General features: G+C 41.7%; 32 protein-coding genes, 1 tRNA gene and 3 pseudogenes. 14 read left to right on the forward strand and 22 right to left on the reverse strand.

The features are described 5' to 3' along the window. Positions 1-130 precede the first annotated feature (130 nt). Positions 131-1,315, forward strand: coding sequence for a class I SAM-dependent rRNA methyltransferase (locus B5D77_RS10575; protein WP_106908801.1), 1,185 nt, complete (start codon positions 131-133; stop codon positions 1,313-1,315). Here B5D77_RS10575 and B5D77_RS10580 read toward each other — a convergent pair. Continuing rightward, positions 1,282-1,692 (reverse strand): VOC family protein, encoded by a 411-nt coding sequence (locus B5D77_RS10580; protein WP_039900328.1) that lies wholly within the window; start codon positions 1,690-1,692, stop codon positions 1,282-1,284. The genes B5D77_RS10575 and B5D77_RS10580 overlap by 34 nt on opposite strands. Positions 1,693-2,126: 434 nt before the next feature. On the opposite strand from B5D77_RS10580, the gene B5D77_RS10585 reads away from it, so the two are divergent. Continuing rightward, positions 2,127-2,936: an SDR family oxidoreductase gene (locus B5D77_RS10585; RefSeq protein WP_008204339.1), complete on the forward strand. Its 810-nt coding sequence runs from the start codon at positions 2,127-2,129 to the stop codon at positions 2,934-2,936. Positions 2,937-2,997: 61 nt separating this feature from the next. Here B5D77_RS10585 and B5D77_RS10590 read toward each other — a convergent pair whose 3' ends face one another. Next, complete coding sequence (locus B5D77_RS10590) at positions 2,998-3,864, reverse strand: 6-carboxytetrahydropterin synthase (RefSeq protein WP_039900330.1); 867 nt, start codon at positions 3,862-3,864, stop codon at positions 2,998-3,000. Positions 3,865-4,717: 853 nt separating this feature from the next. Between B5D77_RS10590 and B5D77_RS26600 the strand changes: the two genes are divergently transcribed. Genes B5D77_RS26600 through B5D77_RS27185 form a run of 3 tightly spaced genes read left to right on the forward strand, consistent with a single transcriptional unit; the run spans position 4,718 to position 5,865 of the window. Further along, entirely contained in the window at positions 4,718-5,023 is a 306-nt protein-coding gene (locus B5D77_RS26600; RefSeq protein ID WP_216824552.1) for a hypothetical protein, read from the forward strand. Positions 5,024-5,068: 45 nt separating this feature from the next. Further along, the gene (locus B5D77_RS10605; RefSeq protein WP_159036958.1) at positions 5,069-5,452 is read left to right on the forward strand and encodes a hypothetical protein; all 384 of its coding nucleotides are present in this window, start codon (positions 5,069-5,071) and stop codon (positions 5,450-5,452) included. Beyond that, complete coding sequence (locus B5D77_RS27185; protein WP_253257648.1) at positions 5,401-5,865, forward strand: hypothetical protein; 465 nt, start codon at positions 5,401-5,403, stop codon at positions 5,863-5,865. The genes B5D77_RS10605 and B5D77_RS27185 overlap by 52 nt, the downstream gene beginning before the upstream one ends. A gap of 91 nt (positions 5,866-5,956) precedes the next feature. On the opposite strand, the gene B5D77_RS26250 is transcribed toward B5D77_RS27185, so the two are convergent. The 20 genes and pseudogenes from B5D77_RS26250 to petE form a co-directional block, all read right to left on the reverse strand. Beyond that, complete coding sequence (locus B5D77_RS26250; protein ID WP_008204272.1) at positions 5,957-6,127, reverse strand: hypothetical protein; 171 nt, start codon at positions 6,125-6,127, stop codon at positions 5,957-5,959. After that, entirely contained in the window at positions 6,114-6,371 is a 258-nt protein-coding gene (locus B5D77_RS10615; protein WP_008204270.1) for a type II toxin-antitoxin system RelE/ParE family toxin, read from the reverse strand. Before B5D77_RS10615 ends, B5D77_RS26250 begins: the two co-directional genes overlap by 14 nt. 6 nt (positions 6,372-6,377) lie before the next feature. Then, complete coding sequence (locus tag B5D77_RS25840; RefSeq protein ID WP_008204267.1) at positions 6,378-6,518, reverse strand: hypothetical protein; 141 nt, start codon at positions 6,516-6,518, stop codon at positions 6,378-6,380. Positions 6,519-6,970: 452 nt separating this feature from the next. After that, positions 6,971-7,306, reverse strand: coding sequence for a DUF5615 family PIN-like protein (locus B5D77_RS10620; RefSeq protein WP_008204265.1), 336 nt, complete (start codon positions 7,304-7,306; stop codon positions 6,971-6,973). After that, on the reverse strand, positions 7,296-7,610 hold the full coding sequence (locus B5D77_RS10625) for a DUF433 domain-containing protein (RefSeq protein WP_002753976.1): 315 nt from the start codon (positions 7,608-7,610) through the stop codon (positions 7,296-7,298). The genes B5D77_RS10620 and B5D77_RS10625 overlap by 11 nt, the downstream gene beginning before the upstream one ends. Positions 7,611-7,718: 108 nt before the next feature. Next, positions 7,719-7,937, reverse strand: a complete 219-nt coding sequence (locus B5D77_RS10630) for a DUF2283 domain-containing protein (protein ID WP_002734335.1) — start codon at positions 7,935-7,937, stop codon at positions 7,719-7,721. 96 nt (positions 7,938-8,033) lie between these two features. After that, positions 8,034-8,369 carry a XisI protein gene (locus B5D77_RS10635; protein WP_012267893.1) on the reverse strand — a complete coding sequence of 112 codons (336 nt, stop codon included), beginning with the start codon at positions 8,367-8,369 and terminating at the stop codon, positions 8,034-8,036. 87 nt (positions 8,370-8,456) lie between these two features. Further along, a complete protein-coding gene (locus B5D77_RS10640; RefSeq protein WP_046660474.1) occupies positions 8,457-9,953 on the reverse strand; it encodes an IS5-like element ISMae6 family transposase in 1,497 nt (498 codons plus the stop codon). A gap of 135 nt (positions 9,954-10,088) precedes the next feature. Then, positions 10,089-10,193: pseudogene (locus B5D77_RS27695) on the reverse strand (fatty-acid synthase); the annotation flags it as partial. 32 nt (positions 10,194-10,225) lie between these two features. Then, complete coding sequence (locus tag B5D77_RS10650; RefSeq protein WP_012267894.1) at positions 10,226-10,468, reverse strand: DUF4926 domain-containing protein; 243 nt, start codon at positions 10,466-10,468, stop codon at positions 10,226-10,228. Positions 10,469-10,478: 10 nt separating this feature from the next. Continuing rightward, positions 10,479-10,811, reverse strand: a complete 333-nt coding sequence (locus B5D77_RS10655; RefSeq protein WP_002800853.1) for a DUF6883 domain-containing protein — start codon at positions 10,809-10,811, stop codon at positions 10,479-10,481. 1 nt (position 10,812) lies between these two features. After that, positions 10,813-10,950: a hypothetical protein gene (locus B5D77_RS26605; RefSeq protein WP_002800854.1), complete on the reverse strand. Its 138-nt coding sequence runs from the start codon at positions 10,948-10,950 to the stop codon at positions 10,813-10,815. A 53-nt stretch (positions 10,951-11,003) separates the two neighbouring features. After that, positions 11,004-11,280 (reverse strand): annotated as a pseudogene (locus B5D77_RS10660) (type II toxin-antitoxin system RelE/ParE family toxin). After that, positions 11,277-11,480 carry a hypothetical protein gene (locus B5D77_RS10665; protein ID WP_002800856.1) on the reverse strand — a complete coding sequence of 68 codons (204 nt, stop codon included), beginning with the start codon at positions 11,478-11,480 and terminating at the stop codon, positions 11,277-11,279. The pseudogene B5D77_RS10660 and the gene B5D77_RS10665 overlap by 4 nt, the downstream one beginning before the upstream one ends. Positions 11,481-11,493: 13 nt before the next feature. Next, entirely contained in the window at positions 11,494-11,628 is a 135-nt protein-coding gene (locus B5D77_RS27700; RefSeq protein ID WP_256386925.1) for a hypothetical protein, read from the reverse strand. Then, positions 11,625-11,852: a type II toxin-antitoxin system Phd/YefM family antitoxin gene (locus B5D77_RS10670; protein ID WP_106908803.1), complete on the reverse strand. Its 228-nt coding sequence runs from the start codon at positions 11,850-11,852 to the stop codon at positions 11,625-11,627. Before B5D77_RS10670 ends, B5D77_RS27700 begins: the two co-directional genes overlap by 4 nt. Positions 11,853-11,896: 44 nt before the next feature. After that, positions 11,897-14,780: pseudogene (locus B5D77_RS10675) on the reverse strand (tetratricopeptide repeat protein). 151 nt (positions 14,781-14,931) lie between these two features. Continuing rightward, positions 14,932-15,005: transfer RNA gene (locus B5D77_RS10680), tRNA-Met, on the reverse strand. Positions 15,006-15,088: 83 nt separating this feature from the next. Beyond that, positions 15,089-16,816 carry a succinate dehydrogenase/fumarate reductase flavoprotein subunit gene (locus tag B5D77_RS10685; RefSeq protein ID WP_106908804.1) on the reverse strand — a complete coding sequence of 576 codons (1,728 nt, stop codon included), beginning with the start codon at positions 16,814-16,816 and terminating at the stop codon, positions 15,089-15,091. Positions 16,817-17,271: 455 nt separating this feature from the next. Further along, positions 17,272-17,649 carry a plastocyanin gene (petE, locus tag B5D77_RS10690; protein WP_106908805.1) on the reverse strand — a complete coding sequence of 126 codons (378 nt, stop codon included), beginning with the start codon at positions 17,647-17,649 and terminating at the stop codon, positions 17,272-17,274. A 192-nt stretch (positions 17,650-17,841) separates the two neighbouring features. On the opposite strand from petE, the gene petJ reads away from it, so the two are divergent. From petJ to B5D77_RS10740, 9 genes are all read left to right on the forward strand, one after another. Continuing rightward, positions 17,842-18,162: a cytochrome c6 PetJ gene (gene petJ / locus B5D77_RS10695; protein ID WP_002732729.1), complete on the forward strand. Its 321-nt coding sequence runs from the start codon at positions 17,842-17,844 to the stop codon at positions 18,160-18,162. A gap of 116 nt (positions 18,163-18,278) precedes the next feature. Then, positions 18,279-19,958: a DUF3352 domain-containing protein gene (locus B5D77_RS10700; protein ID WP_106908806.1), complete on the forward strand. Its 1,680-nt coding sequence runs from the start codon at positions 18,279-18,281 to the stop codon at positions 19,956-19,958. 422 nt (positions 19,959-20,380) lie between these two features. Beyond that, positions 20,381-20,650, forward strand: coding sequence for a hypothetical protein (locus tag B5D77_RS10705; protein ID WP_002796343.1), 270 nt, complete (start codon positions 20,381-20,383; stop codon positions 20,648-20,650). After that, a complete protein-coding gene (locus B5D77_RS10710; protein ID WP_106908807.1) occupies positions 20,647-21,066 on the forward strand; it encodes a putative toxin-antitoxin system toxin component, PIN family in 420 nt (139 codons plus the stop codon). The genes B5D77_RS10705 and B5D77_RS10710 overlap by 4 nt, the downstream gene beginning before the upstream one ends. A gap of 350 nt (positions 21,067-21,416) precedes the next feature. Beyond that, positions 21,417-22,118, forward strand: coding sequence for a tetratricopeptide repeat protein (locus B5D77_RS10715; protein WP_106908808.1), 702 nt, complete (start codon positions 21,417-21,419; stop codon positions 22,116-22,118). A 269-nt stretch (positions 22,119-22,387) separates the two neighbouring features. Continuing rightward, entirely contained in the window at positions 22,388-22,579 is a 192-nt protein-coding gene (locus B5D77_RS10725; RefSeq protein WP_002800870.1) for a type II toxin-antitoxin system HicB family antitoxin, read from the forward strand. Continuing rightward, positions 22,576-22,758: a type II toxin-antitoxin system HicA family toxin gene (locus tag B5D77_RS10730; RefSeq protein ID WP_012267861.1), complete on the forward strand. Its 183-nt coding sequence runs from the start codon at positions 22,576-22,578 to the stop codon at positions 22,756-22,758. The genes B5D77_RS10725 and B5D77_RS10730 overlap by 4 nt, the downstream gene beginning before the upstream one ends. Positions 22,759-23,090: 332 nt before the next feature. Then, complete coding sequence (locus B5D77_RS10735; protein ID WP_106908810.1) at positions 23,091-24,230, forward strand: tetratricopeptide repeat protein; 1,140 nt, start codon at positions 23,091-23,093, stop codon at positions 24,228-24,230. Positions 24,231-24,307: 77 nt separating this feature from the next. Next, on the forward strand, positions 24,308-26,044 hold the full coding sequence (locus tag B5D77_RS10740) for an IS1634 family transposase (protein ID WP_106908811.1): 1,737 nt from the start codon (positions 24,308-24,310) through the stop codon (positions 26,042-26,044). Positions 26,045-26,155 lie beyond the last annotated feature (111 nt).

Below are 26,155 nucleotides of genomic sequence, written 5' to 3' on the forward strand. Positions count from 1 at the left end.
TATCCCTCGATTGTGGGGACTTGCTTTGATGCCACTCGATCGAGGGATGACAAACCATGGTTTTGTGCTGCTGGCAGGGGATAATAGAATTATCTAGTAGCCGTCAGCTATCAACCCTGATTCTTTATCCATGCCAGATTTAGCGAAAATTATCCTGAGAAACCATAAAATTGATGCTGTTAAACGATTCCATCCTTGGATATTTTCCGGGGCGATTAAAGAGATGGAGGGGGAAGTCAAAGAGGGTGCTATCGTAGAGGTTTATAGTGATCGAGGCGAATATCTAGCCACTGGACTGTATAATCCCAGCAATATTGCCGTTAAAATTCTTTCTTTCCCAAAAGTCAGCGATATTGCTCAATTATTTCTCGAAAAATTCCAGAATGCCTATCAGCTGCGGCAACAAATCGGTTTAGTCGATAACCCGAAAACTAACTGTTATCGCTTAATTAACGCTGAAGGAGACGGTTTACCCAGTTTAATCGTCGATTGGTACAATGGCACGGCGGTTATTCAAGCTTATTCCCTAGCTTTATACCAACGTCTCGATCTGATTGTCGATTGTCTGAAAACTATCTACGCTGACAATTTACGGGCAGTTTACGATAAAAGTGCCGCAGTTTTGGCGAAAAGCGCCCATACTTCCGAGAATAAATACTTATTTGGTCAAAAAACTGGCGATGAGGTGTTAGAATCAGGCCATCGCTTTATTGTTGATTGGGAAAAGGGACAAAAAACGGGATTTTTCCTTGATCAAAGGGAAAATAGAGCATTTTTATCTCAATATTGCCAGAATAAACGGGTTTTAAACACTTTTTGTTACTCTGGCGGCTTTTCCGTCTATGCTATGCAAGCGGGGGCTGCCCTAGTCCATTCCGTTGATAGTTCCCACGGTGCGATCGCTCTTACCGAAAAAAATATCGCCCTGAATAATCTCAGTCAAGTTCCCCATCAATCCTACAGCGCCGATGTTTTTAACTTTCTGCGCGACTGTCAGGAGGATTACGATCTGATTGTTCTTGATCCCCCCGCTTTTGCCAAAAGTATCCAATCCCGTCATCAGGCGGTTATGGCTTATAAAAGATTAAATCAGCAAGCTTTCCAGAAAATTCGCCCCCAAGGTATTATTTTCACCTTTTCCTGTTCCCAAGTGGTTAACGAAGAACATTTTCAGGGGGCTGTCATGGCTGCCGCCATTGAATCGGCTCGCCCAGTGCGAATTTTAGCACGTTTAAGCCAACCGGCAGACCATCCCACCAGTATCTATCACTCGGAAGGTTCCTACCTGAAAGGATTGGTTTTAGCGGTGGATTGATGGAAAATTAAACGATTACCATCGGGATCATAGATGTAGATTTCCGGACCGTGGGAAGCCTGGCTAATTTCTCCCCTAGCACCATAGCCGATTTCGCTCCAATGCTCGATCGCTTTTTCGAGACTCTCCACCTCGAAACAAATGCTCATGCCACTGCCCCTAGAATCGCCAAATTCCTCTCTGTGGGACTCTTTAGGGCAAAAAAGACCTAATTTAAGGTTAATCAGCCTAAATTCCGCATAAACGGCGGCAAGGTAGGGGTTTGGTTCCTGTTGCAACAGTTGACGATAAAACTGCACCGAGCGATCGAAATTACTCGTGCCTAGGGCAATAAAAGCTTCTGTGTAATTGAATGGACTATCGGGGGGGTTATTCATTGGGGTTGGGGATTAGGAGATGGGAGATTGCCCAAAAGATCTACTTCAGTGCGGTGAAGATGTCAAGTCCCTTGTACTGCCAATAGTAGTCGCGTCCATTGCCAGACTTTCTATCTCCCTCGGTAGTAAGCTCTTTAAAATACCTATATCTGCAAGTCCCCTGGGGTTTCCATCCGCTCGAGGATCACCCTGAGCGTTCATCCGATCGAGTGATTTTGGGGAAAAAGTGTTAAAAAAGATTGCTGTTTGTAAAGACAACTGTTACCGTGGGTTCAAGAGTGCGCTTTGAAGGAGGAAAAATCCCATGCACCCTAACCTATCCATCTATCCCTCGATTGCTTCACTACTTATGTAGGGCATAGATGCACAAATCAAAGATTTCAGAAGCAAAACCAATAAATTTCTGTACTGTTGCTTAAAACAGGAGTTTGATCATGAAATTACAGGGAAAAACTGCCCTAGTCACGGGGGCATCCCGGGGCATTGGACGAGCGATCGCCTTAGAATTGGCCCGACAAGGTTTAAGCAGAATTGTGATTGTTGCCAGAGATCAAGAGCGATTAGAAAAACTAGCGAAAGAAATTGAGTCCCTAGGGGTCATTGCCACACCTTTAGCCCTAGATTTAACCGAAAATGACCTTGTTAGCACTTCAATTATCCGCGTTTGGCAAGAATGCCGTGGCATTGATATCCTCGTTAACTGTGCCGGTATTGCCCATCAAACCCCCTTTCTACGCTCGCAATTTTCGCAAGTGCAAGCAGAAATATCTTTAAATCTGATGGCCCTGTACACGGTTACTCGCTTAATTGCCCGCCGGATGGCAATTCGGGGACAGGGAACCATCGTCAATGTTTCCAGCATGATGGGTAAAATTGCCGCTCCTAGCTTCGCTACCTACTCGGCCACCAAATTTGCAATTTTGGGTTTTAGTCAAGCTCTCAGGTCGGAATTACGGGAACACAACATCAAAGTTGTCACCCTCTTACCCTCTTTAACCGATACGGATATGGTGCGAGAATTGCAGTTATTTCGATGGTTAAAACCGATGAGCGCCGAAGAAGTCGCCCAGACTCTAATTACCGGGTTAAATAGGGAAAAAACGGAAATTGTCGTCGGTTGGCAAAGTCATCTAGCTCTTTGGTGCCAAAAATTTGCCCCGAAACTGCTCGAGAAAATTGTCGATTTAGCCTCTCCCTTACGCCAAGGCAAAGGAAAGCGAGGATGGCGAGAAGTGTTTAACTAGGGTTTGATTAAATCTATCAGGGTGAGCATGGCTCACCCTAATCACCTTAACTAACAGGCAATTAAACGGCTGTCAGGGTTTTTTCTAGAAGTTGTCGGGGAGTTTGAACCGAACCACGACAGTGGATTTCGGCAGAATTATTGGGACTTTCAATCAGTTTAACTTTATCTAATTGGGCCCCTAATTGGCGGATCCGTTCCTCTAATAGTTGAGCGATATATAAGGCAATATTTTCGGCGGTGGGAACCACTTCGGCAAAGTAGGGAATATCCTTATTTAAAAAAGCATGATCGAAGGGTTCCACTACCAATTCATCGATCGCTTTTTGTAAATCCCCTAGATCTACAATCATACCGGTACGGGGATCGATTTCTCCCGCCACGGATACTTCTAGGTGATAATTATGGCCATGACCGTTTACCCTGGCGCATTTGCCGTAGATTTCCGAGTTTTGTTCGAGGGTTAATTGCGGTAAAGCCAAACGATGGGCGGCGCTAAAATGGGTTTTGACGGTTAAAGTTGCTTCCATATCTTTTCCTTGATATTCTGCCCACAATTCGGGGTGTTCAAATAGTTGAATTTTGACCAATGGTAAATAGGGTGCTAATCTTTGCCAGATAACTCTAGCGATATTTTCTGTGGTGGGTAGGGTTTGCTGAAATTCCGGCCAGACTTGATTGAGATAGGAGTAGTCTAATTGACTGGTTATCTCTCGTTTAATTACCTGTTTAACGGTGGAGAGATTCTCCACCATGCCATAAAGATTGAGTTCTTTGTATAGGGAGACGTATAATTCGTAATTGTGACCATGACCGGGAAAACGGCTACCAAGACCAAAAAGTCTTTGATTTTCGGCTTCGTCCCATTCTGGCAGATAATAGCGATGGCTGGCTGAAAACCGCGCTCGACGATTGATGATGCAATCCATAAATGTGGGCGATCGATGACTTTGTAAAGTTACGTTAAGAGTAACTCTTTCTAGCATAAACCAGTTTTGTCTCCTCTGGCTTGCGGACAGGAGAAAGTTATCCCTCAATTCCAGCAGGATGCGATCGCTGTGAGCTTCTAGTGAGAAAATTGGCGTTGCTGAATCAAGGTAAGTAGGTGGGTGGAATTAAATATAAAATGAACGTAGGTTAGGTTGAAGCATGAAACCCAACGCCCGATTATGTTACGCTACCGCTAACCCATCCTACAAATAATTGTGCCTACCTACTTATGAATGCCAACCGTGCATCGTATCCAAAAGTTAGTTTGAATCTAGGTTTTAAAAATTTCACATAGGAGAGGTGTTACTAACAACAATCACAGATCGCCTAAGCTTTTTAGAGTTTGTAATTCTTGTGGCCAATCTACACTATCATAATTTACGCAAATATTCCTCTTGTCCAGTTCTTGACGAAGCAAAAGCGGCTGATTTTGCGCTACTGATATGATAATCTCTAAACATAATGATTGCCAGTTATTCGCAACAGTTGCTCGTTTTTTCCTGTTGCTTGTATAATTTCGTTGGCAATCACAATAGTTCTGGAATGTTACGATATTAAACTAAGAGCCATCATTGGATTACAACAACTATTTGTGAGCAATTAATTAATAAAAAATTAATGAGTAGAAACAGGGGCAAAAAATAACCACCTCAAGATTGATTGAAGGGGAATTTATAGTATTTTAGCTGACAGGGGGACAAGTAAGCTGAAAAGCTTATGTAGCATGGAATATAGATATCAACTCCCCAAAAAGATAGGTCATATATAGTAAATATGACCTAGAGAACAAAAATGATAAGTGAATTATACCAGAAAGTGTTAGAAAATGAACTGGGACGAGCCAGATATCTACTGTTGTTAATGATAGTTGGAACCTTGCAAATACTAAAGCAAGCTAAGTTAGAGATATTAGCAGAAGCACTGCCAATACCGATCCTGTTTGAGAGTCGGAGAAAAAAACTAAAAAGATTTTTAAAGCTGGAAATTCTGAATATTGAAAAAATCTGGTTTCTCTGCCTAAAAGAGATGTTAAAACAGCAGGATAGATTCACAACAAAAGGATTAGTATATATTGCCATAGACCGAACGAGTTGGTGAGCAATTAATATCTTGATGGTGAGTCTAATTTATGACAAGAGAGCCATGGCAATCTATTGGGAGATATTGGATAAAAAAGGAAGTAGTAATCTCGAAGAACAGCAGCGAGTATTGGGGAAAATATTGACGGTGCTATCAGGTCATAAAATCGTGGTGTTAGGAGATAGAGAATTTTGCTCGGTCAGTCTTGGAAAGTGGCTTCAGAAGGAGAGTTTGTACTTTTGTTTAAGACAAAAACAAAGTACAAATGTGAAGAAAAAAGAAGGAATTTATCAAGAAATGAGAGCCTTAGGTTTAAGTCGAGGAACTCAACTATTTTTGAATGATGTCAATATTACAAAAGAGCAGGGATTTGGACAGTTTAACTTAGCTGGTAAGTGGAAAAAACCTATCGGGGTTTTCAAACAAAAGAACCTTGGTATATTCTGACAAATTTTGGGGATTTAGAGACGGCAATAATTGCCTATCAAAAAAGATTTGATATTGAGGAGATGTTCCGAGATTTTAAGTCGGGAGGCTATAGCTTAGAAGGTTCTCAATTAGTCCCGCAATACCTATCAAAGCTGATAATTGTTATAGCTATCGCCTATACAAGTGCCACACTACAAGGTAAAAAAATTAAGAATATGGGAATCCAAAAATATGTCACAAGACCTGAAAAAAGATATAAAGGTCAACGCAGACACAGCAGTTTTTATGTGGGTCAACATCTCTATCATTGGCTCCAGCTACATCAAATGTTCCCAAAAAATATAGAAGAGCTAATGCAAATTAGCCGCTATCGGTTGAAGGATTACATCAAGGGACAAAGAGCTATATCGCTTGCTCTATCTACCTTCTAGCTGGCTTGTCCCCCTCCCAGCTCGATTGGCGTTGGGAAGTTTCATTTTATTTGTCGGATTCTCCTAAGTTTCCCTGAATTTGCCCTGACAATTACTCACACTCTTTAACCAAGGTAATCCCCAATTCTTGGCATAATTCAAGCGCTTGTTGGCAGTAGTTGAGGGCAAGTTCAGGGCGATTGGTTTTGTGAGCGATTTCGGCGAGAAACACCAATTCGGATTTGAAGTAGCGCAATGTTTCTAAATTATTAGCGATAGACATCTTTTCGATGTTTACATTGCAAGATGAGTATTGCCTGTTTTGGGTCATCAATTTCATAGCGAACTCGATAGTCACCAACACGCAAACGGTATTCATAATCAGAATTTTTTAATTCAACTACACCAGAGGGACGCGGTTCTATTGATAAATCTTTGATTTTTTCAAGAATACGACTTTTGATGGGATTAGGTAAGTTATCAATCTGTTTTTGTACAGATTTAGAGATTTTAATACTATAATCCATTGTGATTTAATCCTTGCTCAAGTATTGTTCAAGGGTCACATAGTCGCCTGATTGATATTCATCCCGAACTTGTTGAAGTTCTGCTAAGGTTTCCTCGTCGTCTTGATAGGAAGTTTCTTCTGCGGCTCTCTTAGGTTTGGTGGGCAAAATGTATTCTAAGATACATTCTTCCTAGCGAGCGAGTGGAAGGAACCACAAAGACACAAAGGACACAAAGATTGATCGATCCTATATAAGTTAAACTTATCACACAGAACCTAGAAGAGCCCTTCTGCTTGAAAAATTTGTTGTTCTAGTATTTCTAATAATTGTTGTTTTTGCGTTAAGTCAAGGGATTTAATCGTTATTGTCAAACATTTCTAGGAGATAACCTGCTTCTGGTTGTTGTTTGTTAGGAGGTAATAATTCTAGAATCGTCCCTTAATCGCCTTTTTAAAAAATAGTGTCGGGGACATCTCTACATAATTTGACTTGTTGAAAAAGTTGGACGGTTTGCATTATTCATACTCCTTAATTTTATCGTAGTAAAGAGTAACAAAATTAGCTTTTTGATTATTTTTATCGATCTGCCAAATACTAATTCACTTTTTCATGCGGTTCTATATAAACTCTATGTGATTATACATTTCTTCGGGTTCAAGAATTTCCCAGATTAAGAGTAGTCCTCGAATTATTTGACCAATAGATTTACTTTGTTGGGGACAGTAAGCAATTCCTGCATGAGTTATAGATGATTGATTGATTCTTAAAAAATCAGTATCTTGAGTAAAAATCACGCGACCATTGGATAAAGCAAATTGCAATTGTACTTCATCAGATACCCCCAATAAATTTTCTTCTGGAGTGGTAGTAACATCAAGGCATCGCTGGCGCAATCCAAGAGCAATGCTATAGCTTACATTTTCATCAAGGTGAAATTTAATTTTATTGCCCATTCATTTTTTTTAGTTTTTCTTGGACTAGAGAAGGTGTTTTAGCTTGCATTTCCTTGGCAAAGGTATCATCATCTGTGATTTGTTGTCTAATTTCTTCAAGGTGATCGTGATAGTAAGAAAGGGCCGCGTAAACATCAGCTAAAGTAATGCTGGGATAATGATAAACAATTTCATCGGGTGACATTCCCAGGCGTTCGTGCCAAATAACGACATCTTGGACTTTGATGCGATGACCTGCGATGCGCGGTTTACCGCCACAAGTTTCTGGGGTAATTTCAATGTGATTGATTAAAGTTGTTGTCATTGATAATAACGAATTTGTCCGATTATAGGGTCACAAGGAATCTGCGCCCAAATGTCATATATATTATATCACGTCAAGGTTTATAGAATAATTTTATTATGACAACTCTTATAAACTTGATGCTAATTGAGGCGCGACAATAGTTTCTAGGGAAAAAGCATTCAGATCCGTTAAGCTTTTGGCGTGTTCCAAGGTGATTGCACAAATATTACCCTGCTGATCAAGATCGACCAAGGTATTTTCATTGATTTCTTGAGTCTCGACAATAGGATTGTTATTGAACTCTAGGTATAGAGTATCCGTATCCTGAAAGTAGGTGATTTTCATGGCTGACTTGGGTTATCAAGAGTTTCTAATCTTCTTCTAATAGTGATTCATTTGGCGGCGATTGCGGTTTTGAGAATTGTCCATCATATTTGAAAGTTAAGCGACAGCGAAGCCTGTATATTGACGTATTTTAGGTTCATGGAATCCCAAAACAATATCTTCTTTAGCAATGCCTGCGCTTAGTAATTCTTTGGTGATACCGTCTTCGGTGTTGTCACATTGTACCCAAATTTTGTCGTTAATAATTTCTAAATGAATCAGACAATCATGATAACGCTGATTCTGTTGCCAACCTTCTGAAATGACGAGATATTGATCATTCTGAGGATCAAAAGCTAGACGATTTTGAATGTCCGCATTGTTATAAATAATTTGGCTATAGGGGACAAGAATCTGATGAATAATTTTGCGGTAATGGTTTAGTTTATCCATTGGGTGATTACCTCATTGTCAGGGTTAAAGATAATTAGGGTCTGCTGAAAAAGTCATTGAAAAGTACAGGTCTCTTAATCAATGATTTCACTTAGCTACAAGCATAAGCTTTAGTTGTTGATTAATTTTTAAGTTATAACTTATCCTAATCATTGACCGAGAAAAAGTGCTGTTTTTCCATTTCAGACATAAAAAAGCCCAAAAAACCTGCCTCAACAGGTTAGAAAGATTCATGACTAAAAAAGTAATAGCAATCGCTGAAAAGGAAGTATGAGGAAGTTTAGCCATCACTTTACCTAAGCTAAATCTTCTTTTCCCCTGTCCAAATTTGCCCTCTATACAATTCCGAATCCTCTCATCATCGGTAGCTTGTTTCTTTTGTTCTTTACTAACATTTTTGGCTGGTCTTCCTAATGGGGGACCACTGATTCTGATTCCCCTTTCTTTACACCAAGCTCGGTTTTCTCTGGTTCGATAAATTTTGTCCACATGAACTGATTCTGGATAGTATCCTGTATAGTCATAATAAGCTTCTATTTGTGCTTTTAAATCTCCCGATTCATTAAAGTTATCCCAACTAATCCGGTCTAAAAATATGTAACCATCTATACAGCTTGCTGAGAATTTAGCCCCAAATTCTACGGGTTTTCCAGCTTTTCCTCTGACTATCGGACGGATATGGGGTTGAGTTAAGCTGACAATTCTGTCTTCAATACTCTGTTTGTTATTTTGGTACATCCAGAGTTGTTGGCGATAAACTTCTGTGACTACTAATAACAGTTTATAGTCTCTTTTTTTCAAGCTTTGTAGCGAGGCTCCTTCTGCTAAAAGTTGTTCAATATGGTCGAGATTTCTTTTTAGATATTGCAGTTGTCTTTTCAGAGCTTTTCGTCTTTGTTTGACGGTAGGTTTTCTTTTTTTTGCTACTTCTAAATAACTTTTTCTGGCTAGGAGACGATAGGTTCTCGGTTTTTGAACAAGTTTTCCTTTTAAAGTTTCATAGAGAATATCAATAATTTTTTCGGTTTGTTTTCTTCCTTGATTTAACAGGTTTAAATCCGTAGGATAACTAATATCTGCGGGCGCACAACTGGCATCTAAAATTAATTTACCTCGATTTTCTGGTTGACTTTGGGTTTCGCTCTCTAACTTTTTTTCGGTGTTTTCTTCTTCTTTTATTTCTCTCGAATTTTTGACCATAAAGCGATTCACTTTATTAATTAGTTCCAGAGTGATTCTTTCTCGAAAGTGAACCAACATTGACGCTTCAAACCGGGGTTCATTGCTGTAGGATGAAAACCCCAAGAAGTATTGTAAATAAGGATTTTCTTTGATTTGTTCTACCGTTTCTCTATCGCTTGTTCCTAATTTTTCTTTAATAATTAATGCTCCGAGTGCTGTCCTGAATGTTTTGGCGGGTGTGCCCATTTCTTCTGAAAAAAGTGATGCGTATTCCGCTTCAAATTCTGACCAGGGAATGAGGTTGGCCATAATTACCCAACGATTGTCTTGGGATAATTTCCCCTCAAAGGGCAGCTCGAAGTTTTCTGGTGGGGTTGAGGGTAACTCGCTTTTACGGTACATTAGCACTAATTAGAGAAGATGCAAGGGTGATGCAAGGGTGATGCAAGGGTTTTAAGAGATTCTAGCAGATTTAAGTGCATTTGGGAAGCTCTCAATCAAGCTAAAAGCCCTTTCCTGTAAGGTTTTTACCATTATTCAGCAAACCCTAATTAGTCTTAGTGTTTTTTCTTCAAGGAGTATTTGACCAATTTCTTGATGAAATAAGCTGTTGAAAGTTTTTTCCCGAATAGCAAGATAAAGAGTTCTATCTAAAAGTTGGCGAAAGTTTTATCTTAGACTGAGACTAATTCAGGTTCACTGATCAGCCGTAGAAGTTTTGAGTGATCAACGGTTTCCATCGCAAAGGTTTGGCCGTTTTGATCGGTAAAATCAATCAGAAAAGCTTGCTGATTAAAAGACATTAAAACAGTTCCCATTTGTCCGCGACGCAGAAGGATGGGCTGATGGGTCGTTTTGTGAGTAGCCGTAACATCTTCCGTTAGGGCAACGAGATCGTATTCTTGAATGGTGTTCATCATGGGCTAGTTAATTAATGGGATAGACATTAGTAAGACGAGGAAAATTTTCAGTTATTTGGACAATCCAGCAACTTAAAATTAAGGATTCTCCGATGTCGGTACAGAGGTTAAATTTCAGATCATAGTGAGTGCCATATTGATCGATTTTATAAAGTTCGGCTTCTCCTTCCATTACTGCTTTTTTAAGAGCATTTTCTAGTATTTCTTTATTAGCTAAGGTAATCCCTAATCTTTGTTTGAAAAGCAAGGCTTTATGTTTTCCTTTTGAATGCTCAGGATTGAGGCAGTAACGTTCAAGTTTGTCTCCTAGGTTGGCTTGATCGGCATTGGGAAGTTTCATTTTATTTGTTGGCTTCTCCTAAGTTTCCCTGAATTTGCCCTAACAGTTCCTCACAATCTTTAACCAAGGTAATCCCCAGTTCTTGGCATAATTCAAGCGCTTGTTGGCAGTAGTTGAGAGCGCAATCGCAGTGATTCATTTTGTGGGCTATTTCGACAAAGGCTTTTCAATGATTCTTTATCTACCGAAATTTTACGGGAAATAACGATAGAATTCTCGACGATGAAGAACACGAGCAAATGTAATTGTATCTTCTTCAACAAAAAAACCAATTCTATAGTCACCAATTCGGATACGATAGGCATTACATTCTCCTTTTAATTTTTTAAGGTTGTTAATTTCGCTTAGCTGCTTAACTGCTAAAATATCAGTAAAGACAAGGTTTTTGATGATTGATGACTGAGTAAGGGGAGGTACTTTTTAAATCTTTAAGATCCTTGATAAAAGTAGGAAGATAGTTAATTTTCATTCTTTTTCTAATTCAATTAAAGCTTCCTCCAAAGTTAAGGGAGTTTCATCTTTAACGTCTATCATGGCGCAATAGAGTCCAGTATCTTCATAGGTTTCTATTATTTGTTGATAGTCTTCAAAGTTAATAATAACTTGCTGTATCTGACCTTGATTATCTGTAATCAAGTCTTGAGCAAAGGGATAATCTTTGATGTTCATAATTAATTGTTCCTCATTTTGCTTGGGTTTCTAATCCCCTTCTAATTTGATATTGATTATTTTCGATCAGAGAACGGGCATCATCACTAAGATTATTATCACCTTCGATAAACCATAAAAAGGCGTGGGTATCCATTAAAATTTTCATGGCATATATTCCTCAAATTCTTCGATGGGATCATCAAAATTGTCAAGCATTTTAACGATGCCTTTTGCGCTTCCATATTGGGGATGTTTAACAGTGGGAGCAAGAGAAATGATTTGAAAGTCTTGACCTTCATGATTCTGGATAATAACTTGTTCACCTTTTGAGGCAGCTTTAAGGAGGTCAGGTAGTTGACTTTGGGCTTCGTTTAAAGTTAGTTTTATCATAGCTTTGTTCAGTTAAATATTGATTTTTGAGAGAATAATTTACCTTAATTATTCTCTAATGTAGCCTGAATTTGCCCTAACAATTCCTCACAATCTTTAACCAAGGGAATCCCCAATTCTTGGCATAATTCAAGTGCTTGTTGGCAATGGCTGAGGGCAAGTTCAGGGCGATTAGTTTTGTGGGCGATTTCCGCAAGGACTTTTAAACTACGGGCGGTTAATTCTTTAAACTTAATCTTTTGAGAAATAACTAAGGATGCTTGAATTTTGCTTTCGGCTTCGCTGTAGTTTTGTAGTTTGAGCAATATACTCCCTATAGTATGTAGAGAAGATGCTACCCCTTGCTGATCGCCCATTGCTTCACTGATGTCGAGAGATTGCTGGTGATAGGCGATCGCTTTTTCATACTGTCCCAAGGAAAAATAACAATTGCTTAGATTACCGAAAGAAATTGCCACCCCTTGCCGAAAGCCGATTTCTTCACTGATATCGTGATATTGCTGATGTAGTTCTATCGCTTTTTCATACTGCCCCAAGGAATTATAACAATTGCCTAAATTCCCTAGAGCATTTGCCGTCTCTTGCCGATCATCGATTTCTTTGCAAATTTCAAGAGATTGCTGGTTATAAGCGATCGCTTTTTCATACTGCCCCAAGGAATTATAACAACTGCCTAAACTCCCGAGAGAAATTGCCACCCCTTGCCGATTGCCGATTTCTTCTTCGATTTCGAGAGATTGCTGGTGATGGGCGATCGCTTTTTCATACTGCCCTAATGAATAATAACAATTGCCTAAATTCCCGAGAGAATTTGCCACCCCTTGCTGAAAGCCCATTTCTTCACTGATGTCGCGATATTGCTGGTAGAAGGTGATCGCTTTTTCATACTGTCCCAAGTTTTTATAACCAATGCCTAAATTCCCTAGAGAAATCGCCACCTCTCGCTGATTAACTATCTCTTCACTGATGTCGTGATGTTGCTGATGGTAGGTAATCGATTTTTCATACTGCCCTAGGGAATTGTAACAAATGCCCAGACGGTTTAACGATTTGCGATAACAAACCTCTTCCCGTTGACTGGCTGCGATCACTTGCTCATATAACTGTGCTTGCTGACTATAAAACCCTTGAAATTCCAGAAATAGATCAACAGATTCATTTTTCCCTTCTCCCCCTCGCTCCTCATTCAAAATATCATAAGCTAACTGCCATTCTCCCAGTGCTCCCGCATGGTAAAACGCCTCTAAATATTCCTTCAAATCTTCCAAGGATTCCCAGGGAGGGACAGGTAAATGAGCTAAATAATAATCTAAGGCTAATTTATGGGCGGATCGCAATATTTCAGGATTTGCTTGATCTTGCACCACCATTGATATTAAAGGCAAAAACTGAAACTGTCGCCGTTTTACATTGTATTCGGGGGGAAATTCTTGTAATAAGGATAAACGAGCTAAATAGCGTAAATCTTCCTCAGTTATTTCTGGAATTAACCCCTGGGCTAACCTGTCATCAAAATTCTCCCGCAGTACCGACAACCGCGTTAAACTCTCCCTAAACTCTTTCGATAATCGCGCTAAACTGGCGGTAATCACTTCTCTGACACAGGTTTCCGTGTCGCGGTGATACCCTTCCACATCAAACATATTTAAGCCTAAATTTTGCGACTCGGTGACAGAAACTCCTTTCCCAAACTTATCTTTCATCAAACTACAAACCAGTTCCATTAAGAGGGGATGACCTCCCATTTTATCGACAAATTGGGCTAATTCTTCATCGCTTCCCGTTAAGCCGTGAGTGATCTTCGGTGACATAACGCATCGCATCCGCTTCTTTTAACCCTTTTAAAGGCCAAGAATAATAATAATCTTGCAAATTGACGGGGAATTTTAGCTGTTCTCGACTGGTGACTAATAGCTTACTGCTGCTTTCTGTGTTTAACCATTTTTGCAAGAATTGCTGATAAACCAAATTTACTGGGGCAGTTAGTACCGTTTCCAAATTATTCAACACTAATAAACAGGGTTTAGCGGTTAACCCTTTGCTGATTGCGTCTATTAATTGCCCATCATTCCATTTTTCATCATAATTTTGTTTTAACTCCTCTAATAACCACCGTCCGAACTGTGCCAAAGGGTAAGGCTGGTTAAAATTAACCCATAATACCGGCCAATCAGCAGTTAATTGATCTGTAAACTTTCTGGCCAGGGCAGTTTTACCATAACCTCCGGCGGCGGTAATCTCGATTAACCTTAGATGGTCATTCCCTAACGCTGTTTGGAGTTCTTGCAATTCTTCCCGTCGTCCTTGCCATCTACGCACGGGTGGGAGTTGCGTATCCACTAACCCAGAGGTGGTCAGGGGTTGGACCGCTTTTTTAGAGGGTTCAGACTGTTTTTTTTTAGATTCTTCAATCAGCGATCGCAATTTATCCTCAACGGATACGAAAACTTTTTCATATTCTGATTTCTTTAGATCACAGAGAGGATTGCTGGGAGAATTATTGCTAGGAGACTGAAATTGATGTAAGTAAAATCTTTGTTCTATTCCCTCTTCATTAGTGTATTTAAAAGAAACACTTTTCACAGTAGAAGGTGTAAGAAATATAGGAATTATAACGACTCCTTCTTCTTCACGTCTTTTCAAAAGACGGGGTAATTCTTCATTCTTCACATAACGAGAATTAAGCAGGTCTTGGCTAACCAATACCATCGCAATTGTTACTTGTGATAAACTGTCTTTAATTTTTTCATCCCAAATATCCCCCGGTTGTATGTCGAGATCTGACCAGACTATTTTTTCCTCATCATTCAGAGGTTCGAGAAATTTTAACAGTCTGTCTCTCCATCCTTTGTCTTGGTGGGAATAACAAATAAAAATTGATGGCATATCTTTTTCCTCTGACATAACCACTTTTCTGTTATACCACATCTAACCCAGAAAACGGGTTTCTTAGAGAAACCCGTTTTCTAACTTAAGATTGGTCGATTTCAATCCAGGCTACTTCTTTCAAACATTTTGTAAATGGCAATGTTTGAAGCCTATCACGTTCCGCTCTATTTAAAACTGGCTTTATAAGTAATGGCGGGAAGCGGATTTGAACCACTGACCTTCGGGTTATGAGCCCGACGAGCTACCAGACTGCTCTATCCCGCGTTGCTTTATCTAGTATAGAACTAAATCTCGGTAAATGCCAAGGAGTTTGTAATATTCCTTTACATTTACCGTCCGACCAGAGGTTAATACTTACGTTCCACGGGGGTGAAATCCTGAATTACCACGGGCATATAGTCGATATCGATGCCGGAGGGGGAATAATAGGCGAGGGTATGCTGAAGGAAATTTTGGTCATCCCGTTGGGGAAAATCTTCGCGGGAATGGGCCCCTCGGCTTTCTTGACGATTGAGGGCAGAGGTGAGGATAATTTCCCCCACCACCATGAGACTTTGTAATTCCCAGGCCTCGATTAGTTCCGTATTCCAGCAATCACCCCTATCATCGAGGTAAATCTGCTCGTATTGGCGCTTTAATTCGCCGATTTGTTTAATTCCCTCGCGCATGGTCGCTTCGGTGCGAAAAACGCCGCAATGTTGGGTCATACAGTCTTGGAATTGCTGACGTAGTTGACCGATGCGAATCGTGCCTTTTTTGGTCAATAAAGCGGTGATTTCCTCTTTGGCATCCTGAAGGTAAATATCGGGATTAAAGACGGGAAAAGCGCGTTTTTCGACGTATTTAGCGATCGATTTGCCGGTTCTTCTCCCATAGACCACACATTCTAACAGGGAATTACTACCCAAACGATTGGCCCCGTGGACGGAGACGCAGGAACATTCCCCGGCGGAGAAAAAGCCCTCGGTGAGGGTATCGGCACTTAAGCGAACGCGACCATCGGTATTAACGGGAATGCCGCCCATACAATAGTGAACTGTAGGACGGACGGGCATCGGTTCCTCTACCGCATCGACACCGACGAGACGGTGGGCCTCCTCCCAACAGAAGGGAATGCGACTCATAATTTTTTCCCGGCCTAAATGGCGTAAATCCAGATAGACAAAGGGACCCCCGGCGCTACCGTCCAGATTTACCCCCCGGCCGGCGCGAATTTCTAGGGTAATGGCCCGGGAAGTGATGTCCCGGGGGGCTAATTCCATGCGCGAGGGGGCGTAGTCTTCCATAAAACGACGACCTTCGCTATTGATTAAATAAGCACCTTCACCCCGGACTGCTTCCGAGATTAAAACACCGACGGGATAGAGTCCAGTGGGGTGAAATTGGACAAATTCCATGTCTTCTAGGGGAATACCCGCTTTTGCCGATAAAGCTAAACCGTCCCCCGTACAGGCGAAATCGTTGGAGGTGGTGTTATAAACGCGACCATAGCCCCCGGTCCCGAACATAATTGCTTTTGCCCGGAGGATTTCTAACTGTCCGGTGGCGATTTGGTACATTACTACCCCTTTAGCCGTACCTTCTTCGAGGATAAGGCGCAAAACGTACCATTCATCGTAGATTTTTACCTGATTACGGCCTAAATTGCTGACTAATTCGTGCAGCATGGCGTGACCGGTTTTATCGGCGGCGTAACAGGCACGGTTATGGCTGTGACCGCCAAAGGCTCTTTGGGCAATGCGTCCATCTTCGAGACGGGAGAATAACACGCCTAGATGTTCCAATTCGATGATAACTTCGGGGGCTTCTTGGGTGAGGATATCCACCGCATCCTGGTCAGCCAGAAAATCGGAACCTTTGACGGTATCGTAGGCGTGGGCCTTGGGATTATCTTTGGGGTCAACGTTTTGCAGGGCGGCGGCGATACCTCCCTGGGCAGCGACGGAGTGGGAACGAATTGGGTGGGTTTTGGCAACGACAGCAACATCGATAGTCGGGTTGAGGCGTTTGATTTCTAAGGCGGCGCGGCAACCTGCTAACCCACCGCCCACTATAACGACATCGTGTTCTTTCATGGCTGATTTTCCTCCGGGCTTCTGTTTCTATGGTGGGGTGAGAATTGCTCGCAAGTCAGTTTTGTAACCGAGACTTTATATTTCAGGAGACAGCCCTTTCAGTTATCAGTTATCAGTTATCAGTTATCAGATGCGAGTTTTCAGTTCACTGATTACTGTTTACTGATTACTGAACTTGGTATGGTTCGCTCGGGGGGCATAAATCGACTAAATCCTTATCTGGCAAAAAACTTAATTGATGAGTTCGTTCTAGTTCAAAAACAATTGACAAAAATCGCCAAATGTCTTTCTCTATAAGAGTTTCATTCCTTATAACCCTGTCCGTTGCATAAGACAAACTGAAGAACCTCACTGATTACTGATTACTGTTTACTGATAACTGAAAAGTCTTCATAATTCCCAAAAAAGAACCCGCGGCAGTTAACCGCGAGTTATTTTTGGCTAAAATCGGACAATTACTCAACGGTAATCGTTCCGACCATACCGGCGCCGCGATGGGGTTCGCAGTAGTAGGTGTAAGTACCCGGTTCGCTGAAAGTGCTTTCAAAGGACTCACCGGCGGAAAAAGCCAGACCTTTATGGGATAATTTAGCAGCCTGGGCTTCGGGAACCTTGGTGCTATCGAAAACTATGTTATGGGGAGAAAGTTTGTTATTGACCCATTTCACCGTATCTCCTGCTTTAATAGTGAGGGCGGGGGGATCAAATTGTAGTGTACCTGCATCACCGCCCATCTTCACCGTGAAGGTTTCGGCGGAAGCGGCGGCAGTGTTGAAGAAGAAGCTAGAGAGGACTAGCGCCACGGTAGCGAACAATAAACCTAATTTTTTCATGCTTGTTAATCCTTTACACGAGGGAAGATGACAAGTTTGACAGCCTGTCTTTTGACAAAAAAGTAAAAGTTTGCTTTTAACTGTCCCATTGATTAATTCTACACGAAGTTTGACAGCTTGTCTTTTGACAAGAAAACCGGTTTTTTCTGACCATGGTTGGGGAATTTCTTAAGAAATAGAGGAGAACCAATCGTGAAAAGACTATTAATTTCCCTGTGCTTGCTCTTGGCTGTGGTTACTTTCGGTATGGCTCGTCCCGCTTTAGCTGATGGGGCTTCGATTTTCAGTGCTAACTGCGCTTCCTGCCACATGGGCGGTAAAAACGTGGTTAATGCCGCTAAAACCCTGAAAAAAGAAGATTTAGTTAAATACGGCAAAGATTCCGTTGAAGCTATCGTTACCCAAGTTACCAAAGGTATGGGGGCGATGCCTGCTTTCGGTGGTCGTCTCAGCGCTGAAGATATCGAAGCTGTAGCTAACTATGTCCTCGCTCAAGCGGAAAAAGGCTGGTAAAAGTTAGTTATCGGTGGCGAGTTATCCGTTGTCAGTCTGGTAAGAATTGTAGCGATCGAAATTCTTGGGTCAATTGCTGGCTTAAAATAGCTAATGGTTCATCTCGGGACAAGGTTGTGAAATTGCGATCGTTTTTCTATATTTTAGGTGCGACGGTAATCATTCTCCTAGGAGTCGCTACAGCCAGTTTTGCTTGGATTCTCGCCGATAGTCCTCTGTCTTTGCTCAAAGGTGGGGTGCTGCGGGAACCGGCGGCGGCGATTTTTGTGCCGAAACAGGCCCCAGTTATGGTATCCTTGCTGGTCAATCCCGAACGTTTAGAGTCTTTTGGTCAATTAATCGCTACACCGGCTAATCGACGACGTTCCCACCAAGAAATTAAGGATTTAGAAAAAAGTCTGCTCGGCAAAACGGGATTAAATTATCAAAAGGAAATCAAACCCTGGTTAGGGGAGGAAATTACCCTCGCTGTTACTTCCCTAGATTTCGATCGCGATACCGATAATGGTATCCAACCGGGTTATCTTTTGGCAATTCAAAGTAAAGATGGCGAACGCGCTAAGGAATTTCTGCAAGCTTCCTACTCAAAACAGGCGGTTTCGGGCAAATTTGACCTTGTTTTTGAACTCTACAAGGGAGTTAACCTCATTTATCAACGTCCCTTGACCGCAGGAGATAATAATCGTTTTCTCGCTAGTGCCGTCGTCGGTGATACGGTGCTTTTTGCCAATAATATCAAGGTTTTGCGCGAGGCCCTTAATAACGTGCAAGTACCGGATTTAAACCTAAAAAATAGCCCCGATTACCGAGAAGCTCTCAAAAATATCACCGAACCGCGTATAGCTATAGTTTACGGCAATTTACCCCCGTTATCGGCTTGGATCGCTAATCAACCCGTCCCGGAGAGTCCCGAAGCGAAACAACGATTAGCCACGGCTTTTACCCTCAAATCTGGGGGAATAGTCGCTCAAACCGCCTTAATTGGAGTCTTAGGACAGGATGACCAAGCGCCAATTTTATCTAGTCCCGTGGGAGCATTATCTTTTATCGGCGAAAATAGCCTTTTAGTCGCCGCTAGTCGCGATTTAAATCGTTTTTGGACTCAGGTAGAGGAGGGGTTAGAAGCAGATAGTCCCCTACAGGAATTAATAACACAGGTCTTAAACCGCTTCCAATCGCCTTTAGGTTTAAATTTGCCTGAAGACGTTTTTAGCTGGGTTAGAGGCGAATATAGTCTTGCTCTCGTGCCTAGTTCAAAGGGGATGGAACCCGATAGTGTTTTTCTAGGGGAACGGGTGATGGGGGTAGAGGTGGACAGTGCGATCGAGCATTTGGATGAGTTGGCCCGCAGTCGCGGCTATAATGTGGTTAATCTGCCTTTACTCGATCGAACGGTGACAGCTTGGACAAAGTTAACCACGGCGGTCCCGGGGGGAAAAGCGCAACTAGAGACGCTCGTGACGGGAGTGCATACTAGGGTCGATAATTATGAAATTATCGCTAGTTCTGTGGAAGCGATGGGTTTAGCTTTATCTGCACAGAAAAACCCCATCTTAAGTAGTGGTAAGTTTCGACAAGCAATTACTGCTTTACCCGCAGAAAATGATGGTTATTTTTACGTCGATTGGCGACAATTGCAACCGGTAATCGAGGCAAAATTCCCGATCGTGCGGGTGTTAGAATTATCGATTAAGCCTTTATTTAATAATCTGCGTTCTCTTACTATTAGCAGCCAAGGTAGTGAAAATTCTGTGCGTCGGGGAACGATTTTCTTTAACTTGGGAGTGAAGTCTTAATCAGTTATCAGTTATCAGTTATCAGTTATCAGTTATCAGATAGAAGCTTGTAGGTTTGGTTGAGCGATTTAATAATTAGGAGAAAACTGCTTGATTCAATGGTTTGAGGTAAACCCAACATTCTTGACGACATTGGTGTGGTTGGGTTTCCCTCAAGCGTCGCTAATAACCGTTCCGGATTCGTTATCAAGTAGCCAGTGGTATTGATTCTGTGGAAGGACTCTCTTGGGGTAGTATAAATGTAGAGGGAGAAACATTACCTCTCCAGACGCGAATCGCTGAGGGTCATCAATTCCAGGATTAGATTCCAAGGTAGCAAGCCCTAGCTTGAAAAATTCGCTAAAATATATATAATTAACTTGATCAGATTATTTATAAAGTCTGTTTAACAGCTAAAGTTAATAAAGTTGATTCTGAAGCCGATGACCAAAGAGCTACTCATACAAATCAATCGAGAAGGAAACCTCGAACTTCCTCCTGAAGTTCAAACCCGCCTCAACCCAGGAGATAAATACATGATTTCCCTGACGGAAGACTCCATCATTCTCAAAAAAGTTCATCAAGATAAAGTCAATCTAGAGCAATTCTTTGAGCGACTAGAAGCAATGGAACCAGACCCCAATCAACCGACTCTAGCTGAGATTAGCCAGATGATTAAAGAAGCTCGCCAAATTAGACGCGCCAACTCATGAAAGTTGTTGTAGATGTCAATGTTTGGATTTCAGGATTGTTGTGGGGAGGAGTTCCGGGTAAAATCCTTAAATTAGCTAAAAATCAAAGAATTACAATCTTTGCCTCCCAAAAGATATTAGCTGATATAGAAGATACATTAGAACGACCCAAACTCCAATCTCGAAAACAATATTGTGGATATACAACTGCATACCTGATGACTATCGTTCAAGAACTTATACAACCTTGTGTTGACAGACTACTAGAAGTTCCTCAACTTAGAGATGCAGATGATGCTGTTATTTTAGCGAGCGCTATAGTTATTCAAGCAGAAGTTATTATTACAGGAGATTTAGATTTACTAACATTACATGACTTTGAAAATATCCCCATCATTACTCCCCAAGAATTTCTTAGTCGCTACTTTAATGAGTAGAGAAGAGGAGTAAGGTAATTAATTGACGATTTACCCCAAGAGAAAAGATAAGTTTGACCGACAATAATTGCTATGATTACTGTAGGATTTAAAAAAAAGTGATCGCTCTTACTACTTTCTAATTACTTTAGATAGTAGTAGCCTAGTGCTTTTTAGACAAAAAAGCCTATTCTGTATATTCCCAAAAAAGCAGCCTATGAATTAAGTAGGGGTTGCTGAATAAATCTAAAAACCTTGTTGGATAATATTTTTAGGCTTTTTTAGCCCAAAAACCTTTTTTAGCAGGATTTACACCGATATTCAGCAAACCCTAAGTAGAATTTAAAATCATCCCCAGTGAGGAACTAGCCATGAAATCCTTTGCCCTTCTTACCACCGTTAGCCTAATCAGCCTTTCCACCCTCGCGACTGTTCGCCCCGTCATGGCGCTAGAGAGCCGACAACCAGCCGAAACCCGGATCGCTCAAGGGAACAATCAAGACGCGATCGGCCACTATAACCGGGGAGTTGGCTACATCCAACAGGAAAAATACGATCTCGCTCTCGCTGAATTCACCAAAGCGATCAACATTAATCCCCGATTCGCTGAGGCTTACCTCAATCGGGGGCTTCTTTACGCCGTACAGGGGAAACCAGACCTCGCTCTGTCCGATTTCAATCAGGCGCTCAACATTAATCCCCGAGACGCAATCGCTTACCTCAATCGCGGGGGTCTTTACCGACAACAGGGGAAACCAGACCTCGCTCTGTCCGATTACAATCAGGCGCTCAACATTAATCCCCGATTCGCTGAGGCTTACCGCAATCGCGGGAATCTTTACAAAGAACAGGGGAAACCAGACCTCGCTCTGTCCGATTACAATCAGGCGATCAACATTAATCCCCGATACGCAATGGCTTACGGCTTTCGGGGGCTTCTTTATTACTCTCGACAAGAAAGGGAAAAAGCGATCAGAGATTTGCGACAAGCCGCCGAACTGTACCGCCAGCAAGGAAACGCGGCGTTATATGAAAAGGTTATGGAACTCCTACGGGAATTGGGCGCGGTCTAGTCCTTTTTCTTGGGTTGAGTCCGTCGGTGGGGTTGAGCGAATCAATGGGTTAAAGAAAACCTCTCAATTCTCAGGGAAAGGGAAACCCAACAGCCAACACCTAAATCCGTCGGAATCGGCGATCGCAAATTTTGTCGGCTGCATTAACGAATGTCAGGCGGCAATCTCGCTGCCAACCCTGATAATAAAGCTGATCGTGGCTTGAGAGCAATTCCGTTATAATAGGGGTCAACTTAATATCGTTAGCAACGCAGAATGAGGATTTCACCATGAGAATTCCATATACATATTGGAAAGAATCAGATGGGATGTTCTTGGGCTATTTGAATGAATTTCCCGATCATTGGACCCAAGGTGTTGACTTAGAAGAATTAATCGAAAACCTGATCGATCTCTACAGAACATTTACTACGGAAGAAATCCCCGGAATCAAGAGAGTTGCAGAGTTTGAATTCGCATGAAAAGACATGATTTAATTGCACAATTGGAGCAAGCTGGCTGCTACTTGATTAGACGTGGAGGGAAACATGATATTTACCATAATCCAGATACTGGAAAAACAGAACCAATTCCCAGACATCGAGAAATTAATGAGCGATTGGCTAAAAAGATTATCAAAAGTCTTACTGGTGACAGATAAATTCACAGTGCCAATCAAACAAGGCTACAAGGAAGCAAAGGAGCTATGGAAAAATGATTACTGTAGGATTTAAAAAAAAGCGATCGCTCTTACTACTTTCTAATTACTTTAGATAGTAGTAGCCTAGTGCTTTTTAGACAAAAAAAGCCTATTCTGTATATTCCCAAAAAAGCAGCCTATGAATTAAGTAGGGGTTGCTGAATCAATCTAAAAACCTTGTTGGATAATATTTTTAGGCTTTTTTAGCCCAAAAACCTTTTTTAGCAGGATTTACACCGATATTCAGCAAACCCTAAGTAGAATTTAAAATCATCCCCAGTGAGGAACTAGCCATGAAATCCTTTGCCCTTCTTACCACCGTTAGCCTAATCAGCCTTTCCACCCTTGCGACTGTTCGCCCCGTCATGGCGCTAGAGAGCCGACAACCAGCCGAAACCCGGATCGCTCAAGGGAACAATCAAGACGCGATCGGCTACTTTAACCGGGGAATTGACTACATCCAACAGGAAAAATACGATCTCGCCCTCGCTGAATTCACCAAAGCGATCGAACTCGATCCTAACTATACCGAGGCTTACAACAATCGCGGGTTTCTTTACGCCGGACAGGGGAAACCCAACCTCGCCCTATCCGATTACAATCAGGCGATCAACATTAATCCCCGATACGCCGAGGCTTACCTCAATCGCGGGCTTCTTTACCAACAACAGGGGAAACCCGACCTCGCCCTATCCGATTACAATCAGGCGATCAACATTAATCCCCGAGATGCCGATGCTTATCTGAATCGGGGGGTTCTGTACGCCATACAGGGGAAACCCGACCTCGCCCTGTCCGATTTCAATCAGGCAATCAACATTAATCCCCGAGATGCCCAGGCTTACAACAATCGGGGGAATCTTTACGGCGAACAGGGGAAACCCGACCTCGCCCTGTCCGATTACAATCAGGCGATCAACATTAATCCCCGAGATGCCGATGCTTATCTGAATCGGGGGGTTCTGTACGCCATACAGGGGAAACCCGACCTCGCCCTGTCCGATTTCAATCAGGCAATCAACATTAATCCCCGAGATGCCCAGGCTTACAACAATCGGGGGAATCTTTACGGCGAACAGGGGAAACCCGACCTCGCCCTGTCCGATTTCAATCAGGCAATCAACATTAATCCCCGAGATGCCCAGGCTTACAACAATCGGGGGAATCTTTACGGCGAACAGGGGAAACCCGACCTCGCCCTGTCCGATTACAATCAGGCGATCAACATTAATCCCCGATACGCGGAGGCTTACGTCAATCGGGGGGTTCTTTATTACTCTCGACAAGAAACGGAAAAAGCGATCAGAGATTTCCGACAAGCCGCCGAACTGTTCCGCCAGCAAGGAAACGCGGCGTTATATCTGAACTTCCCCCCATACATATATACTACAATAGCCGAAAACCCTTATCCATCAATGGATGCACCCCCTTAACTTTTCTTAATGTACCCATGTAATTTGTAACATTTCTTAATGGACAAGAATTCTCTCCATTTGCTAAAATGATAGCCATGTATATAGAAAAAGTTCCTAACCGTAATTCTCCCCCCGCTGTTCTTCTTCGAGAATCCTACCGAGAAGGAGATCAAGTCAAAAAAAGAACCCTTGCCAATCTCTCAAAATTACCCGATGATATTATCGAAAATCTGAAACTGGCTCTTAAAGGAGCAACACTGTCCATGAATGAAGGCATTCCCAATCATTTTGAAGTGATTAGAAGTCTTCCTCATGGTCATGTAATGGCTATTTTAGAGACGATTAAAAAATTGGGTTTAGATAAAATAATCAATGAAAAATCCTCACGAATCAGAAACTTAGTGGTGGCGATGATTGTGGCAAGAATCATCAATCCTAAATCGAAACTAGCCACAGCGAGAGGGTTTAATAGTGAGACTTGTAGTCAGAGTTTAGGACAATTGTTAGACTTAGAGAAAGGCGATGAAGACGAATTATATAACGCCTTAGATTGGTTATTAGAAAAACAAGAGAAAATTGAGAAGCACCTAGCAATTAAACACTTAGAATCAGGAACATTAGTCTTGTATGATGTCACTTCTACCTACCTAGAAGGAAATGGTTGTGAACTGGGAAAATATGGGTATAATCGAGATAAAAAGAAGGGGAAAACTCAGATAGTGTTTGGTTTGCTCTGTTCAGCTAAGGGTTGTCCGATAGCGGTAGAAGTATTTGAAGGAAACACTTCAGATGGTGCTACTTTAAGCGGACAAATTGAGAAAGTCAGAAAGGGTTGGGGGATTGAGAATGTGGTCTGGGTAAGTGATAGAGGAATTTTAACTAACTCGAAAATCAAGGAATTAGTAAAACCGATAGAAGGATTAGACTATATTACTGGTTTAACTAAGCCTCAAATTCGGAAACTGGCTGAGGTGGAAGTGATTCAATTAGGATTATTTGATCAGGTAAACTTGGTGGAATTTGAGAGTGAAGATTATCCCGAAGAAAGATTAATTGCTTGTCGGAATCCCTTAATCGCCCAGAAAAATCAACTACAAAGAGAGGCATTATTAGAAGCGGTAGAGAAGGAACTAGATTTGATTGTTCAGGCGACTCAAAGGGAGAAAAGAGCTTTAAAGGGCCAAGATAAGATAGCTTTGAGAGTGGGCAAGATTCTTAATCAGTTTAAGGTCAATAAATACTATAACCTAGAGATAAAAGAAGAAGGCTTTTCTTATCAGCGTAAGCGGGAATTAATCGCTCAAGAAACGGCCTTGGATGGTGTGTATGTGTTAAGAACTTCTCTGGAGTCAACCTTGATGGATGCAGCGACGACGGTTAAAGCTTATAAAAGTTTATCTCAAGTGGAGGAGGCATTTCGCTGTTATAAGTCAATTGATTTAAAGGTACGTCCTATCTATCATTATAAGGGTGATAGAGTCAAAGCTCATATCTTTTTATGTATGTTGGCTTATTATGTGGAATGGCATTTAAAACAGTGCTTGGCTCCTTTATTATTTGAGGATGAAGAAATTGATGATGGTTCTCTGAATGTGATTAAAGCCAATCGGAGTGAATCCGCTCAGTCTAAAGAGAGAAAAAAACGGAATCAAGAGAACTTTCCTGTGCATAGTTTTCGGACTTTGTTGGAAGACTTGGGGACAATTTGCTTGAATACAGTGGAATGTACGATTAGAGAGGGAAGTTATCGTTTTTCTAAGATAACTCGACCGACCCAACTGCAACAAAAAGCGTTAGATTTATTGGGAGTTTCCCTGATTTGTACCCAGTAACGGGGCGGCGTAAATTCTCTTAATCCCTTCTACAGCACAGCTTATGGCTTTTTGTCAACGGGGAAGTCCAGTTATATGAAAAGGTTATGGAAATCCTACGGCAATTAGGTG

The organism is Microcystis sp. MC19 (assembly GCF_003019735.1).
Taxonomy (GTDB): Bacteria; Cyanobacteriota; Cyanobacteriia; order Cyanobacteriales; family Microcystaceae; genus Microcystis.

Coding starts and splice junctions, on each gene's coding strand:
- B5D77_RS10575 (WP_106908801.1), top strand. CDS start 131: ATGCCAGATTTAGCGAAAATTATCCTGAGAAACCATAAAATTGATGCT.
- B5D77_RS10580 (WP_039900328.1), bottom strand. CDS start 1,692: ATGAATAACCCCCCCGATAGTCCATTCAATTACACAGAAGCTTTTATT.
- B5D77_RS10585 (WP_008204339.1), top strand. CDS start 2,127: ATGAAATTACAGGGAAAAACTGCCCTAGTCACGGGGGCATCCCGGGGC.
- B5D77_RS10590 (WP_039900330.1), bottom strand. CDS start 3,864: ATGGATTGCATCATCAATCGTCGAGCGCGGTTTTCAGCCAGCCATCGC.
- B5D77_RS26600 (WP_216824552.1), top strand. CDS start 4,718: ATGATAAGTGAATTATACCAGAAAGTGTTAGAAAATGAACTGGGACGA.
- B5D77_RS10605 (WP_159036958.1), top strand. CDS start 5,069: ATGGCAATCTATTGGGAGATATTGGATAAAAAAGGAAGTAGTAATCTC.
- B5D77_RS26250 (WP_008204272.1), bottom strand. CDS start 6,127: ATGTCTATCGCTAATAATTTAGAAACATTGCGCTACTTCAAATCCGAA.
- B5D77_RS10615 (WP_008204270.1), bottom strand. CDS start 6,371: ATGGATTATAGTATTAAAATCTCTAAATCTGTACAAAAACAGATTGAT.
- B5D77_RS10620 (WP_008204265.1), bottom strand. CDS start 7,306: ATGGGCAATAAAATTAAATTTCACCTTGATGAAAATGTAAGCTATAGC.
- B5D77_RS10625 (WP_002753976.1), bottom strand. CDS start 7,610: ATGACAACAACTTTAATCAATCACATTGAAATTACCCCAGAAACTTGT.
- B5D77_RS10630 (WP_002734335.1), bottom strand. CDS start 7,937: ATGAAAATCACCTACTTTCAGGATACGGATACTCTATACCTAGAGTTC.
- B5D77_RS10635 (WP_012267893.1), bottom strand. CDS start 8,369: ATGGATAAACTAAACCATTACCGCAAAATTATTCATCAGATTCTTGTC.
- B5D77_RS10640 (WP_046660474.1), bottom strand. CDS start 9,953: ATGTACCGTAAAAGCGAGTTACCCTCAACCCCACCAGAAAACTTCGAG.
- B5D77_RS10650 (WP_012267894.1), bottom strand. CDS start 10,468: ATGAACACCATTCAAGAATACGATCTCGTTGCCCTAACGGAAGATGTT.
- B5D77_RS10655 (WP_002800853.1), bottom strand. CDS start 10,811: ATGAAACTTCCCAATGCCGATCAAGCCAACCTAGGAGACAAACTTGAA.
- B5D77_RS26605 (WP_002800854.1), bottom strand. CDS start 10,950: ATGAATCACTGCGATTGCGCTCTCAACTACTGCCAACAAGCGCTTGAA.
- B5D77_RS10665 (WP_002800856.1), bottom strand. CDS start 11,480: ATGAACATCAAAGATTATCCCTTTGCTCAAGACTTGATTACAGATAAT.
- B5D77_RS27700 (WP_256386925.1), bottom strand. CDS start 11,628: ATGAAAATTTTAATGGATACCCACGCCTTTTTATGGTTTATCGAAGGT.
- B5D77_RS10670 (WP_106908803.1), bottom strand. CDS start 11,852: ATGATAAAACTAACTTTAAACGAAGCCCAAAGTCAACTACCTGACCTC.
- B5D77_RS10685 (WP_106908804.1), bottom strand. CDS start 16,816: ATGAAAGAACACGATGTCGTTATAGTGGGCGGTGGGTTAGCAGGTTGC.
- petE (WP_106908805.1), bottom strand. CDS start 17,649: ATGAAAAAATTAGGTTTATTGTTCGCTACCGTGGCGCTAGTCCTCTCT.
- B5D77_RS10705 (WP_002796343.1), top strand. CDS start 20,381: ATGACCAAAGAGCTACTCATACAAATCAATCGAGAAGGAAACCTCGAA.
- B5D77_RS10710 (WP_106908807.1), top strand. CDS start 20,647: ATGAAAGTTGTTGTAGATGTCAATGTTTGGATTTCAGGATTGTTGTGG.
- B5D77_RS10715 (WP_106908808.1), top strand. CDS start 21,417: ATGAAATCCTTTGCCCTTCTTACCACCGTTAGCCTAATCAGCCTTTCC.
- B5D77_RS10725 (WP_002800870.1), top strand. CDS start 22,388: ATGAGAATTCCATATACATATTGGAAAGAATCAGATGGGATGTTCTTG.
- B5D77_RS10730 (WP_012267861.1), top strand. CDS start 22,576: ATGAAAAGACATGATTTAATTGCACAATTGGAGCAAGCTGGCTGCTAC.
- B5D77_RS10735 (WP_106908810.1), top strand. CDS start 23,091: ATGAAATCCTTTGCCCTTCTTACCACCGTTAGCCTAATCAGCCTTTCC.
- B5D77_RS10740 (WP_106908811.1), top strand. CDS start 24,308: ATGTATATAGAAAAAGTTCCTAACCGTAATTCTCCCCCCGCTGTTCTT.